Source organism: Pseudomonas sp. PL-6 (genome assembly GCF_054110165.1).
Genome location: NZ_CM134189.1, coordinates 1,431,983 through 1,445,941 on the forward strand (window position 1 = coordinate 1,431,983; position 13,959 = coordinate 1,445,941).

8 protein-coding genes and 2 pseudogenes are annotated in these 13,959 nt (G+C 64.4%); 9 read left to right on the top strand and 1 reads right to left on the bottom strand.

Annotated features, from left to right (window positions below):
• Positions 1–71: 71 nt before the first annotated feature.
• From ACW9UL_RS06620 to ACW9UL_RS06630, 3 genes are all read left to right on the top strand, one after another.
• Positions 72–1,049 (top strand): efflux RND transporter periplasmic adaptor subunit, encoded by a 978-nt coding sequence (locus ACW9UL_RS06620; protein WP_457789629.1) that lies wholly within the window; start codon positions 72–74, stop codon positions 1,047–1,049.
• 4 nt (positions 1,050–1,053) lie between these two features.
• Complete coding sequence (locus tag ACW9UL_RS06625) at positions 1,054–4,083, top strand: efflux RND transporter permease subunit (protein WP_457789631.1); 3,030 nt, start codon at positions 1,054–1,056, stop codon at positions 4,081–4,083.
• A gap of 79 nt (positions 4,084–4,162) precedes the next feature.
• Complete coding sequence (locus ACW9UL_RS06630; protein ID WP_457789633.1) at positions 4,163–5,233, top strand: phosphotransferase family protein; 1,071 nt, start codon at positions 4,163–4,165, stop codon at positions 5,231–5,233.
• Between the two features lie 60 nt (positions 5,234–5,293).
• Here the strand turns inward: ACW9UL_RS06630 and ACW9UL_RS06635 are convergent, their stop codons facing one another.
• Entirely contained in the window at positions 5,294–5,875 is a 582-nt protein-coding gene (locus ACW9UL_RS06635; RefSeq protein WP_457789635.1) for a TetR/AcrR family transcriptional regulator, read from the bottom strand.
• 446 nt (positions 5,876–6,321) lie between these two features.
• On the opposite strand from ACW9UL_RS06635, the gene ACW9UL_RS06640 reads away from it, so the two are divergent.
• The 6 genes and pseudogenes from ACW9UL_RS06640 to ACW9UL_RS06665 form a co-directional block, all read left to right on the top strand.
• Entirely contained in the window at positions 6,322–7,743 is a 1,422-nt protein-coding gene (locus ACW9UL_RS06640) for a DUF1329 domain-containing protein (protein WP_457789637.1), read from the top strand.
• Between the two features lie 21 nt (positions 7,744–7,764).
• A complete protein-coding gene (locus ACW9UL_RS06645) occupies positions 7,765–9,441 on the top strand; it encodes a DUF1302 domain-containing protein (protein WP_457789639.1) in 1,677 nt (558 codons plus the stop codon).
• Between the two features lie 53 nt (positions 9,442–9,494).
• Positions 9,495–11,864 (top strand): efflux RND transporter permease subunit, encoded by a 2,370-nt coding sequence (locus ACW9UL_RS06650; protein ID WP_457789640.1) that lies wholly within the window; start codon positions 9,495–9,497, stop codon positions 11,862–11,864.
• A gap of 11 nt (positions 11,865–11,875) precedes the next feature.
• A complete protein-coding gene (locus ACW9UL_RS06655; protein WP_372439511.1) occupies positions 11,876–12,841 on the top strand; it encodes a WD40/YVTN/BNR-like repeat-containing protein in 966 nt (321 codons plus the stop codon).
• 119 nt (positions 12,842–12,960) lie between these two features.
• Positions 12,961–13,653, top strand: a pseudogene (locus ACW9UL_RS06660) (PAS domain-containing protein); the annotation flags it as partial.
• Positions 13,654–13,686: 33 nt separating this feature from the next.
• Positions 13,687–13,929, top strand: a pseudogene (locus ACW9UL_RS06665) (methyl-accepting chemotaxis protein); the annotation flags it as partial.
• Between the last annotated feature and the right edge of the window lie 30 nt (positions 13,930–13,959).

Genomic DNA, 13,959 nt, shown 5'->3' on the forward strand with positions numbered 1-13,959 from the left:
TGACGGTCGCCTTGGCACTTGCCGGCTGTACTGAACCGGAGCAGGAAGTGGCCCAACAGGTATCGCGACCGGTGAAGCTGTTCACCCTGGGCGAAACCGAGGCCGCTCGAACGTTGAGGTTTCCCGGCAGCGTTTCGGCGGTCAAGCAATCGGACATGGCCTTCGAGGTCTCCGGGCGGATCATTGATATTCCGGTCACCGAGGGGCAGAGAGTCGAGGCCGGAACCGTGCTGGCACGACTGGACCCCAGAGACTACGAGGCGGAGCGGGACAGGGCGCGAGCGGAACGCGACGCCGCGCAGCTGGAGTTCAAGCGCTACGAGGCGGCGTTCAAGGCCAGGGCCGTGGCGGCGCAGGAGCTCGATCGCGCCCGGCGCAACCTGGCGGTGGCCGAAGCGAGCCTGCGCCAGGCCACCAAGGCCATCGAGGACACGGTGCTGCGCGCGCCCTTCGTCGGGCGTGTCGCGCGCAAGCTGGTGGAAGACTTCGCCAACGTGCAGCCCAAGCAGCCGGTGCTGATACTGCAAAGCGACGATGCCATGGAGATGCGTGTCCAGGTTCCCGAGGCGCTGTGGGTTCGCTCGCAGCGTGTCGACTCGGCGGCGGACATCGAGGAGATCAACTCGCAGATCCGCGTGGTGCTGAGTTCGCTGCCGGAACAGCCGATTGCGGCGAGGATCACCGCTTTCGCCAGCATGGCCGACCCGGTAACCCGCACGTTCCGCGTCACCGTCGGCTTCGAGCCACCGGTCGGCAGCAGCGTCAGCCCCGGGATGACCGGGCACGTCGCCTACGACTTGCCGGCAGGGGCCGCATCGGCGGGCCTGCGCGTTCCCGCCGATGCCGTGGTCGCCGCGCCGGACAACACCCCCTTCGTCTGGCTCTTCGATGCGCAGAGCGGCACGGTGCAGCAACGTCCCGTGACGCTGGGAGCGCTCAGCGGCGACCGGGTCCTAGTGACCTCCGGGCTGGCGGTCGGCGAGCGCATCGCGGTCTCGGGGGTGCACACCCTCAGCGACGGATTCCCTGTGCACGCCCTGGAGGATTGAGTCGATGGATATCGCCGCCGTCGCCATCAGGAAGCGTCTGGTCACCCTGGTACTAACCGGGGCGATGCTAGTTGCCGGGTTAATGACCTATAACGGCATGAGCCGCCTGGAAGATCCGGAGTTCACCATCAAGGAGGCGCTGGTCGTCACGCCCTACGCTGGGGCGTCGGCCCTGGAGGTGGAGCAGGAAGTCAGCGACCGCCTGGAGAAAGCCGTGCAGCAGCTCGGGCAGCTGGAGCGCGTGCGCTCGAAGTCCGAGCGTGGGCTATCGACGCTGACCGTGACCGTCAAGGACAACTACGACCGCGAGAGCTTGCCCCAAGTCTGGGACGAGCTGCGGCGCAAGATCGAAGATGTGCAGCGCGATCTGCCGCCGGGTGCCGGGCCGTCGATCGTGCTCGATGACTATGGCGACGTCTACAGCGTGTTCCTGGTGGTCACCGGCGACGGCTACAGCTATGCCGAGCTCAAGGACTACGTGGATGGGCTGCGCCGCGAGCTGCTGCTGGTACAGGACGTCGGCAAGATCACCACCTTTGGCGAGCGCCGCGAGGCCATCTTCGTCGAGTTCAACAGTGATCGTCTGTCGCAACTGGGTCTGGCGCCCGCCGCCATAGTCGAAGAGCTGCGTCAGAAGGGGGTGGCGACGGATGCCGGGCGAGCGCGGGTTGGCTCGGCCTTCGTCACCCTGGCGCCATCGGGTGGGCTCAGTTCGGTGGGCGATTTCGAGGCCTTGCTAATCCATGGCGGCGACGGCCGGCAGTTCCATCTGCGCGACCTCGCCAGCGTCCGTCGCGGCTATGTGGAGCCCAGCGCTGCCGAGATCCGCTTCGACCGTCGGACCGGTATCGGCCTCGGCATTTCCACCGTCTCCGGTGGCAACGTGGTGACCATGGGCGAGGCGCTGCAGGCACGCATGGCGGAGCTTGAGGGGCAGCGCCCGGTCGGCATGGAGTTCGGCATCGTGTCGCTGCAGTCGGAGGCCGTCACCACCGCCATCTCGGGCTTCGTCGAGAGCCTGCTGGAGGCGGTTGCCATCGTCGTGGCGGTACTGCTGCTGTTCATGGGCCTGCGCAGCGGGCTGCTGATCGGCTTTGTGCTGCTGCTGACCATCGCCGGCTCCTTCCTGTTTCTCGAACCGATGGGCGTCGCGCTCGAGCGTATCTCGCTGGGCGCCTTGATCATCGCGCTGGGCATGCTGGTCGACAACGCCATCGTGGTGGTCGACGGTGTGCTCATCCGCATGCAGAAGGGCGAGAGCGCCGAACAGGCGGCTGCCACCGTCGTCAAGCAATCGGCCTGGCCGCTGCTCGGAGCCACCCTGATCGCGATACTGGCCTTTGCCGCGATCGGTACCTCGAACGACGCCACCGGCGAGTTCTGTCGCTCGCTGTTCCAGGTGGTGATGGTCTCGCTGCTGCTGAGTTGGGTGACCGCGGTCACGGTGACGCCGCTGCTGTGCGTCATGTTCTTGAAGGCGCCCACGGCCGATCAGGCAAATAGCGATCTCTACGGCAGCGGCTTCTACCGGCGTTACAAGGACTTGCTGCGTGCCTGTATCAGGCGCCGCTACCTGAGCACGGCAAGCGTGGCCGGCCTGTTTGCCGTCTCCCTGTGGGGTTTTACCCTGGTCGAGCAGAGCTTCTTCCCTAGCTCGACACGTCCCCAGTTCATGGTGGATTACTGGCTTCCCCAGGGCACCCATATAGACGCCACGCGTGCCGAGGCCGAGCCGGTCGAGCGCTTGTTGCTGGAGCAGGACGGGGTGACGCACGTGACCACTACTCTGGGCGAGGGCGCGTTGCGCTTCCTGCTTACCTACCAGCCGGAGCAGCCCAACCCGGCTTATGCGCAGTTTCTGGTCAGCGTGGACGATTACCGCGTCATCGCCGGCCTCATGGCGAAAGTCGAGACCGAACTCGCCTCCCGCTTCCCGGACGCACTGGCATATGCCTCGCCGTTCGAACTCGGCACGGGGGTAAGCGGCAAGATTCAGGCCCGGCTCAGCGGCCCCGACCCGAGCGAGTTGCGCCGGCTCGGCGATCAGGTGCAGCAAATTTTTCGGCAAGATCCCGACGCCAAGGCGGTGCGCACCGATTGGCGGCAACGGGTAAAGCTGGTGCAAGCGACTCTGGCCGAGGAGCAGGCCAACGTCAACGGCATCACCCGCGCCATGGTGGCGGCGGCGATCCGGGAGGGTTTCCAGGGCGTGACCGCGGGCGTCCATCGCGAGGCGGACCTGCTGCTGCCGATCATCGTGCGTGTCGACGAAGCGTCGCGTAACGACATCGATGGCCTGGCGAATCTGCAGATCTGGAGCCCAGTGGCGCAGCGGATGATTCCGTTGCAGCAGGTGGTGCGGTCGTTCGAAACCACCTTCGAGGACGAGTTGATCCATCGGCGCGACCGCAAGCGCACGCTCACCGTCTTCGCCGACCCGAGGCAAGGCAATGCGAATGACCTGTTCTCGCGGCTGCGCCCACAGGTCGAAGCCTTGCCGCTGCCGCCCGGCTACAGCCTGGAGTGGGGCGGGGAGTACGAGGACGCCGGCAAGGCCCAGGCCGGCCTTGCCGCGAGCATCCCGGTGTTTATCGCGGTGATGGTGCTGATCACCATCATGATGTTCAACACGCTGCGCCAGCCACTGGTGATCTGGCTGTGCGTGCCGCTGGCGCTGATCGGCGTGACTGCGGGCCTGCTACTCACCGGGCAGCCCTTCGGCTTCATGGCACTGCTTGGTTTCCTCAGCCTGATCGGCATGCTGATCAAGAACGCCATCGTGTTGATCGAGCAGATCGATCTGGAATGCGATGAGGGCAAGGATTTGTTGCTGGCGATCATCGATGCCGGGGCGAGCCGTCTGCGTCCAGTAGCGATGGCCGCGCTGACGACGGCGCTCGGCATGATCCCGTTGGTCTTCGATGCCTTCTTCGTGTCCATGGCCATTACCATCATCGGCGGTCTGCTGTTTGCGACCGTCCTCACCATGGTCGTGCTGCCGGTATTTTATGCGCTGGTCTACCGAGCAGCATGAGCCTTCCGTCTCGGCGGCCGGTGAGCGGCCGCATCGAGTCGAGGGGCCAGTTCAACAACCCACAGCAGATGAGACGAGCATGACGCTGACAGACCAAAGCATCGGTATCCGCTCCGGCGAAGAACTCGACGCCGCCGTTATCGATACCTACCTCAAGGCCCACATTCCCGGCCTGAGCGGCGAAGCGAAGATCAGCCAGTTCCCTGGCGGCGCCTCGAACCTGACCTACCTGATCGAGTATCCCGAGCAGGAGTTCGTCCTGCGCCGTCCGCCGTTCGGCCACAAGGCCAAGTCGGCGCACGACATGGGTCGCGAATACCGCATCCTCAACCAGCTCAACGCCGGTTTTCCCTACTGCCCCAAGGCCTACGTGCACTGCACCGACGAGTCGGTAATCGGCGCCGAGTTCTACGTGATGGAGCGGGTCAAGGGCATCATCCTGCGCTCGGAAATGCCGGTGGAGTTGGCATTCACGCCCGATCAGACCAACGCGCTGTGCAAAAGCTTTATCGACAAGCTGGTGGAGTTGCACAAGGTCGACTACAACGCGTGCGGCCTCGGCGACCTGGGCAAGCCGAAAGGCTATGTGGAGCGCCAGATCGGCGGCTGGATCAGCCGTTACGAGAAGGCCCTGACCCCCGATGCGCCGACCTGGGAGCCGGTCAAGGCCTGGCTGCGCGACAAGATGCCGGCCGATGACCTCAAGCCGGGCATCGTGCATAACGACTACCGCTTCGACAACGTCATTCTCAACCCGCAGAACCCGAGCGAGATCATCGGCGTGTTGGACTGGGAGCTGACCACCCTCGGCGATCCGCTGATGGACCTGGGCAACACCCTGGCCTACTGGATCGAGGCCGGCGATCCGCAGCCCATGCAGTCGATCCGCCGCCAGCCGAGCAACGCCCCGGGCATGCTCACTCGCCAGCAGTTCGCCGACTACTACGCCGAGCGCGCCGGGCTGCCTGCCATCGACAATCTGGATTACTACTACTGTTACGGGCTGTTCCGCCTGGCCGGCATCGTCCAGCAGATCTACTACCGCTTCTACCATGGCCAGACGCGGGACCCGCGCTTCGCCGAGTTCATCCAGATGAACCGGCTGCTGGAGCAGGCGGCCCTGCAGGTCATTTCTCGGTCGCGCTTGTAAGAGCCTACTGCGCTGTCGCCCCCGGCCGAACGGGCCGAAAAGGGCGTCGGCGCTGAGCGCTCAGCGGTTGGCCACGAACAGTTGCAGCGCCCGGCAGGCCGTCTCGGTTTCGCTCTTGAGCCGCGCCGAGTCCCTGTGAGCGGCCCAGGCGATGATCAGACCGTCGGCCAGTTGAATGAGCAAGCGGCTGGTCGATTGCAGGAACGCCGGCTCGAGTTGATTGCCGATGGCCCGCTCGAGCTCGCGCTCGATGGCCTCGGAGGCCACCGCGAAGATCTTGCTCGCCATCTCCGGATTGTTACGCAGCGTCCAATAGAAGAGCTCGGTCTGCGCCTTGGCCAGTTCCGGGTGATCGGTCAGCCAGGTGATCAGGTGGCGCAGCATCTCTGCCGCGCTATCGGCTGCGGTCGAACCGGCGGCCACATGCTCCAGCGCCTGATGGGGCAGGTTGAACAGCGACTCGTAGACCGCATAGAACAGCTCGTCCTTGGTGCGGAACACATAGTGCAGCGTTGCCAGAGGGCAATCCGCGGCCGCCGCGATGCGCCGCGTCGTGGCGTTCGCAACGCCATGTTCGGCGATCACCTTGACGGTCGCCTCTACGAAGTCCTGTCTGCGCAGTTCAGCGCCCACTCTGGCCATAGCTATCTGATCTCCTTTGGCTACTGCTTAACTGTCTTCATGGGACTCGACGCCGGCGGATGCTACCGCATCGGCACCCGCCGGGTAACGGGTCGAGCCGTATCGGCTGTTGCGCTGCTTCTTTTGCCTCATGCATGCGGGCAGATCGACAAACCACCAAGCTTCCCAAATAAACATAACGTGTGTTTCGTAAATACCCAGAATGGTGCGGTGTGCCAACCAAGATGGTGCGTACTGGGTATTTGGGTATCGCCGCCAGGGCGGCTTAAATTGCATAACCATCTGAAATAAAAGAGATATTTTCAGTTTGTCGGGATGGCATGTGCTTTGCTTTGGTCAAATGACTTGGTCAAGTGATCAAGTCATTTGACCAAAAGTGTGGCACAGCCCGATTTTCCCTGCCAGGCAGCTCGGGTAGCCGGTTCAAGCCCCATGAGGACTTTCCAATGAATGAAGTAATTGAGCGCTCGCGCCCCGGTGTCTCCACCTTCAGTGGCGCAAGGCATCTGGTCGTGGCATTGGCGGCATCCGCCATCTGTGCGGTTCAAGCTGCGGAGAAGGATCCTGCACTGCTAGGTACCACGCTGACTCCGTTGGGAGCGGAAGCAGCGGCCAGCGCCGATGGGGCGATTCCGGCATGGACTGCACCTGGCCCGCAGGGTGGGAGCTGGGTCTACGGCCAGGTACGGGGCCAGCACTGGAAGTTCAAGGACGACAAGCCGCTCTTTAGCATCGATGCCAGCAACGTCTCGCAGCATGCGAGCAAGCTGGCGCCCGCCCAGCTGGAGTTGTTCAACAAGCTCCCGGGCTTCCGCATGGATGTCTACCCCACCCGCCGCAGCTGTGGCGTGCCGGATTTCGTCGCCGAGAACACCAAGAAGAACCTTGGCTTCGCCACCCTGGACAGCGCCGGTCTGGCCCTGCAGGAGGCTCATGTGCCGGGCATTCCCTTCCCCATGCCGACCACAGGGGCGGAGGTGATGTGGAACATGAAGATGCATTACCGCGGCGTCGGCTTCGTCATGTCCAAGACGATCTCTGGCATCTCGCCGCGCAAGGCCGGTGGCGACTGGCTGCGTACCTCGCTGGACTGGAACATGTACACCCCGTGGGGGGAGAAGGGCAGCTCGCTGTTCTCGTCCCATGACCGGCTGGAAACCGCCACCTACTTCAGCTACTACGACCCGGTGTCCCTGGCTGGACAGGCCGGTGTGCTGACCACCAAGGCCGGCGAGGAGACCACTACCTTCTATTACTTCCCCGGCCAGCGTCGCGTACGCCGCATGCCCGCCTACTCCTACGACGCACCGCAGATCGGCCTCGACAACCAGTACACCATCGACGAGTCGATCATCTTCTACGGCCCCCTGGATCGCTTCGACTGGAAACTGGTCGGCAAGCAGGAGCTGATCGTGCCCTACAACTCGTTCGGCGCCTATGACACCTCGGCCAAGATCGATGACGTGGCTCAGCCCGACTACTTCGCCCCCGAGTACCGTCGCTACGAGCTGCATCGTGTCTGGGTGGTCGAGGCCACGGTGCGTCAGGGCATGCGCCACCAGGCCCCGAAGCGGGTCTTCTACATCGATGAGGACAGCTGGAATGGCCTGCTGGCCGTCGACTACGACAAGCAAGGGCAGATCTGGAAGGTGCGTGAAGGTCAGTTGATCCCGGTCTACGAGACCGGCAGTTGCGATGTCGCCGCCCAGGTCCAGTACAACCTGGTCGATGGGCGCTACCTCTACGACATGACCTCCATTGGCGTGGGCAAGAAGGATCACCGCTGGCTGACCGAGGTCGAAGGCAATCCGCGCATGAAGCGCGACTTCTACACCTCCGACAACCTGCGGACCATCAGCGAACGCTAATTGCGAATTTTGGGAGCCGACATGAAAAGAACAATTTCTAAAGCATCGGGTCTGGTGATTGCTTGCACAGCGCCGCTGGCCATGGGTTTCACCTTCGAGACGGACAACATTCGTGGTTCGTTCGATTCCACCATCGGCTGGGGCATGGGGGTGCGCACCCAGTCCCAGGGATGCGATCTGATCAACGCCGGTGCGACCGGGCACGGCGCTCCTGGTGGCTGTCTGGATCCGACCGTTTCCGGTATCGGTGATCAGGGCAACCTGAACTACGACAAGGGCGATCTGTTCACCCACTATCTCAAGGGCGTTCACGAACTGGTATTGAAGTTTCCCGAGGACTTCACCTTCATGGCGCGTGGCAGCTGGAAGCGGGACTTCGCCGCCACCGACACCACGGGAACGCTGGGTGCCGAAACCCAGTTCTGGCAGGCCATGGGCTCGGATATCGGCAGCGACGGGCTGACCGATGATGCACGTGACGAACTGAAGTTCAAGGCGCGCCTGCTCGATCTGTGGGTGAGCAAGGGCTTCGATGTGGCCGATCAGCGGGTGCGGGCGCGCCTGGGTAACCAGGTGATCAACTGGGGCGAGAGCCTGTTCGCCATCGGCGGCATAAACGCCACCAACGCCTATGACTTCCAGGCCCTCTCGAGCCCAGGGGTGCAGCTCAAGGAAGCCGTGCTGCCGGCGCCGATGCTCAGCGTCGCCACCGGGCTTGGTTACGGCGTGAACGTCGAGGCCTACTACCAGTTCGGCTGGAACAAGAGCGAACTGCCGCCGGTGGGCAGCTACTGGTCGACCTACAACGTGATCGGCGAGGGCATGGAGGAGTACGGCTACGACGATAAGGACGCCCGCGACAGCGGTCAGTGGGGCCTCTCGGTACGCTGGCAGCCGCAGGACAGCGACGTCAACTACGGCTTCTACGTGATGCGCTATCACGACAAGCTGCCGCAGGCGCGCTACGACCAGGCCACCTTCGCGCCCACCTGGGTCTACCCGGAAGAGCGTATGCTCTACGGCATCAGCGCCAACCTGCCGGTCGGCGACTGGGCCGTTGGTACCGAGCTGTCCTATCGACCCAAGGAGGCGGTGCCGCTCAACCCCTTGCCAGGCCTCGCATTCGGCCCTGCGCCTTGCTCGGGACGGGGAGGGGAGTGCTGGAAGGACACCAAGAAATTCCAGTGGCACCTGACCGGCATCTACAGCATGACCAACGCCAACTCCCCGGATTTGCTCGACTTCACCGGGGCCAGCACCGGTACCCTGCTGACGGAACTGGTGCTGGTGAAGTATCCGGGCCTGCATGACAGCTACGACGGCGAGCTGGTCGCCCCGGGGGCCAATACCTGGGTCGAGGATCTGTCGCAGTTCCCGCCCAAATCCCACGGCAACGCGACCTCCTCGGGAATCCACCTCGACTTCAGCCTGACCTATGACGGCAGCCTGATTCCGGGCTGGACGGTTACCCCGGGCATCTACTACCAGCAGTCGCTGGGCAATGGTCGCACGCCATCGATCTATTCGACCTACACCCGTGATGCCAGCGCGATGAACCTGTACCTGAACTTCGTGCGCAACCCGGGTAACTGGCAGGTCAGCTTGAACTACGCGAAGTTCAACGATGGCGACACCTCCTACGACCAGATGCTGCGTGATCGCGATTACGTTGGCCTGGCGATTTCGCACTCGATGTGAGGCATGCAGTGAATACTCCTGTTGTAGACAAGTCCGACCAGAGGGGGCGTGGCGTGCTGCCACGCCTGGAGGGCTGGCTGTTCCGCCAGCGCCGGCTGGTGCTGGTGCTGCTCGCCCTGTTCACCCTGGGCATGGCCTGGTTTGCCGTGCAGCTGCGCATGGATGCGGGCTTCGAGAAGCAATTGCCGATCGGCCATGAATACGTCGAGACCTTCCAGGCCTACCGCACCGACCTGATAGGGGCGAATCGCCTGACCATAGTGGTCAAGGCCCGCGACGGCTCGATCTGGAGCGTGGCCGGGCTAAAGCGGCTGTATGATGTGACCCAGGCGGTGACCTTCCTGCCCGGGGTCTCGCGCAGCAGCGTGCAGTCGCTGTGGACACCCAACTCCTTCGTCAACGAGATCACCGAGGAGGGCTTTCGCGCCGATCCCCTGATCCCCGGCACCGTGACGCCCGAGCGTCTCGATCAGGGGATCATCGACAAGATCGCCAACTCCACGGCCCAGGGTGGCTTCGTCGGCACCCTGGTGGCGCGCGATCAAAGCAGCGCGATGATCACCGCCGAGCTCAACGAGCTCGACGAAAATGGCCAGCAGCTGGACTACGTGGCCTATAACCAGGTCCTGGAGCAGCAGATTCGCGCGCAGTTCGAGGACACCGCGTTCGAAATCCAGATCATCGGCTTCGCCAAGCAGATCGGCGATATCGCCGACGGCGCCTCCGCCGTGCTGGAGTTCTGCCTGCTGGCGCTGCTGCTGACCGCGGCGGCGGTCTACTGGTACTGCCATTCTGTGCGCTTCACCCTGCTGGCGCTCGGCTGCTCGCTGACTTCGCTGATCTGGCAGTTCGGCAGCCTACGCCTGCTCGGCTACGGCCTGGATCCACTGGCCGTGCTGGTGCCCTTCCTGGTGTTCGCCATCGGCGTGTCCCATGGCGTGCAGCAGATCAACTACATCGTGCGGGAAATCGCCTGCGGTAAGAGCGCCGAGGAAGCGGCACGTTCCAGTTTCAGTGGCCTGCTGATTCCGGGCACCCTGGCGCTGGTCACGGCCTTCGTGTCCTTCGTCACCCTGCTGCTGATCCCGATCCCGATGGTACGCGAGCTGGCCATCACCGCGTCGCTCGGCGTGGCCTACAAAATCATCACCAACCTGGTGATGCTGCCGCTGGTGGCGTCGATGCTCAAGATAGACGGCAGCTACGCCAGCGCCGAGGAGCTTTCGCGCGAGCGCCGTGCCCGCTGGCTGCATGGGTTGGCGCGCCTCGCCGAGTGGCGCAATGCCCAGCTGGTGCTGGGCGGCGCCCTGCTGGTGTTCCTCACGGCGATCTGGCAGAGCCATGACCGGGTTGTCGGCACGCTGCAGGCCGGCGCGCCGGAGCTGCGCGAGGATGCCCGTTTCAACCGCGATGCGGTATCCATCGCCGGCAACTACGACATCGGCCTGGACTGGCTCAGCGTGGTCTTCGAGGTCGCGCCGGACGAGTCCGGCGAGGTCACCGGCGCCTGCGAGAACGTGGCCCTGGGGCAGTACCAGGATCGCTTCGTCTGGGCCATGCAGGGCGTTCCCGGGGTGCTGTCGGTGGCTTCGTTCTCCAGCGGCATGCGCCAGTTCAACGAGGGCTACAACGAGGGCAATCCGAAGATGAGCGCGGTGCCCATCGACTCCATGAACTACTCCTCGCTTGCCACCGAGGTCGCGCGAATCTCGGGCATCATGCGTGCCGACTGCAGCATGACCGCCGTGCACCTGTACCTGGCGGACCACAAGGCAACCACCATCAACCGGGTGATTGAGGCTGCCAAGGCGTTTCGCACCGAGTTCCCCATGCCGGGCGTCTCGGTGCGTCTGGCATCGGGCAATGCCGGCGTGCTGGCGGCGATCAACGAGGAGGTGGAGAAGAGCGAAATGCCGATGCTGCTGTATGTCTACGCCGCCATCGCGCTACTGGTGTTCGCCGTCTACCGCGACCTGCGCGCCGTGCTGGTGTGCTGCCTGCCGCTGACCATCGGCACCTTTATCGGCTACTGGTTCATGAAGGAGCTGCAGATCGGCCTGACCATCGCCACCCTGCCGGTGATGGTGCTGGCGGTGGGCATCGGTGTCGATTACGCCTTCTACATCTACAACCGTCTGCAACTGCACCAGGCCAACGGCCAGCCGATTGTCAAGGCCGTCGAGCATGCATTGCTCGAGGTCGGCGTGGCGACCATCTTCACCGCCATCACCCTGGCCATCGGCGTCGCCACCTGGGCGTTCTCCGAACTCAAGTTCCAGGCCGACATGGGCAAGCTGCTGGCCTTCATGTTCATGGTCAACATGGTCATGGCCATGACGGTGCTGCCGGCTTTCGCCGTCTGGCTGGAGCGGGTGTTCCCGCGCAAGCGCCCGGTGCGCATGATCGGCGCCCTGGCGCATTGAGGAGAGAGCAGATGCGATACGCGTTTTTCTTGATGGGCGCGCTGCTCGCCGCAGCGCTACCGCTCGCCAGCGTGCAGGCGCAACCGCTGCGAGCCGAGCGGGCCCTGACCGTGAGCCATGCCAGCGCGGCGACCATGCTCGATGCCGATTGGGCTGGCGGGCGCATGGTGGCCGTGGGCGACCATGGCGTGGTGCTGCTGTCCGACGATGACGGCCAGAGCTTTCGCCAGGCCCGCTCGGTACCGGTTTCCACGCCGCTGACCGGCGTCAGCTTCGCCGACGCGCAGCATGGTTGGGCGGTCGGTCATTGGGGGGCGATCCTGGCCAGCAGCGATGGCGGCGAATCCTGGCAGATCCAGCGGCTGTCCAGCGAAGAGGACCGTCCGCTGTTCGCCGTGCATTTCTTCAATGCCCGGCAAGGGGTCGCGGTCGGCCTCTGGTCGCTGGTGCTGACCACCGACGACGGCGGGCAGACCTGGCGCGAGCAGACGCTGGACGCGCCGCCGGGCTATGGCCGGGCCGACCTCAACCTGATGGGGCTGTTCGCCGACGCCAAGGGCGGCCTGTACGCCACTGCCGAGCGCGGTCAGCTGCTGCACTCGGTCGACTACGGCCAGAGCTGGCGCTATCTGGACACCGGCTACGAAGGCACCCTGTGGTCGGGCGCGGCATTGGCCGACGGCTCGCTGCTGGTCGGTGGCCAGCGCGGCACGCTGCTGCACGGCTCGGCAGACGGGCGCAACTGGCGGCACGTGCCGCTGCAGAGCAAGAGCTCGGTCACCAGCATAGTCGCCGCGAGGCGTCAGGTGCTGGTCGCCGGTCTCGACGGCCTGCTGGTGCGTAGCCGCGACGGGGGGCGCTCATTCCAGCGCCAGGACGCCGAGGATGGCGTCTCGCTGACCGCCGCCCTGCTCGCCGACGGTGATCGCCCCGTCCTGTTCTCCCGGCGTGGCGTGATAGCCGCACAGGGCGAGTGACGGGCTAGCTACGAGCGTCGCCGGCGCCGCTCGCGCCGCGATCGATCGAAGCCTTTTTCAGGGCCTTGTTGTCATTCGACGCTCGGCCCTTTTTTACGACTGTCTAGACCGGAGGGCTTATGTTTGCCGGGAGAAAACTGAAGCGCTTGGCTGGGGAAGTCAGCCTGAGAATATCCGCATTGTTAAGCGGCCAGTCGGACCAGGCGTCGTACCGCTGCGACCTGATCGGTCGCTATCCCGAGCTGCTCGATAGCTTCGCTAACCTGGAGCGCTGGTTTGGCCGTCAGGCCGAGGCCGCCGCTGCACCGACCCCGAGCGACGAGGAGAACGCGCTGGTCCGTGAGTTGCGCGAGTGCCTGCGCAGCGCCCGGGACGAGCTGGGGCAACTGCGCGGCGAACTCGAAGAGGGCCGGTACAGGCTGCTTGCCTCGGACGAGCGACTGGCCGCCTGCGCCGAGCGGGAAGAGATCTGGGAGGTGACCCGGAACCTGCTGACGGAGGTTTGCTGGGAACTGGTTGTAGTCGACGGGGATCCGGCTCACCCGGACAATCAGTTGCGTTGGTCGCAGCAGTTCCGCGATCTGCTGGGCTACTCGGAGCGCGACTTCCAGAACGATCTGGAAGGCTATTACTCGATCGTCAATCCGGATGATCTGAATCGGGTGGTGGCGGTAGTGAGCGAGTACTTTCGCATCGGCGATATTTCCTCGCCATATTCGGTCGAGTACCGGATGCGGCACAAGAGCCGGGGCGAGGTGTGGTTCCGCGAACGCGGCCAGGGTGTCCTGGGGCGCGATGGCAAACTCTGCCGGATCATCGGTGCCGTGCGCGACATCTCGGACGAGCGCCTGGCGGAGACCATTCGCGTCCGCGAGCAGGCCGGCATACAGGCCACCTACGAGCAGATCTCGCAGGTGGTGGGGGTGATCAAGGGCATCGCCGACCAGACCAACCTGCTCGCGCTCAATGCGGCGATCGAGGCGGCCCGCGCCGGCGAGCAGGGCCGTGGCTTCGCCGTGGTGGCCGACGAGGTGAAGAAGCTCGCCGGCAGGACCCGCGAGGCCACCCAGAAGATCCAGGAAATGCTGACCGCCAGAGCGGCTTGCTAGCGATTGGAG

Coding starts and splice junctions, on each gene's coding strand:
- ACW9UL_RS06635 (WP_457789635.1), bottom strand. CDS start 5,875: ATGGCCAGAGTGGGCGCTGAACTGCGCAGACAGGACTTCGTAGAGGCG.
- ACW9UL_RS06645 (WP_457789639.1), top strand. CDS start 7,765: ATGAAAAGAACAATTTCTAAAGCATCGGGTCTGGTGATTGCTTGCACA.
- ACW9UL_RS06655 (WP_372439511.1), top strand. CDS start 11,876: ATGCGATACGCGTTTTTCTTGATGGGCGCGCTGCTCGCCGCAGCGCTA.
- ACW9UL_RS06630 (WP_457789633.1), top strand. CDS start 4,163: ATGACGCTGACAGACCAAAGCATCGGTATCCGCTCCGGCGAAGAACTC.
- ACW9UL_RS06625 (WP_457789631.1), top strand. CDS start 1,054: ATGGATATCGCCGCCGTCGCCATCAGGAAGCGTCTGGTCACCCTGGTA.
- ACW9UL_RS06640 (WP_457789637.1), top strand. CDS start 6,322: ATGAATGAAGTAATTGAGCGCTCGCGCCCCGGTGTCTCCACCTTCAGT.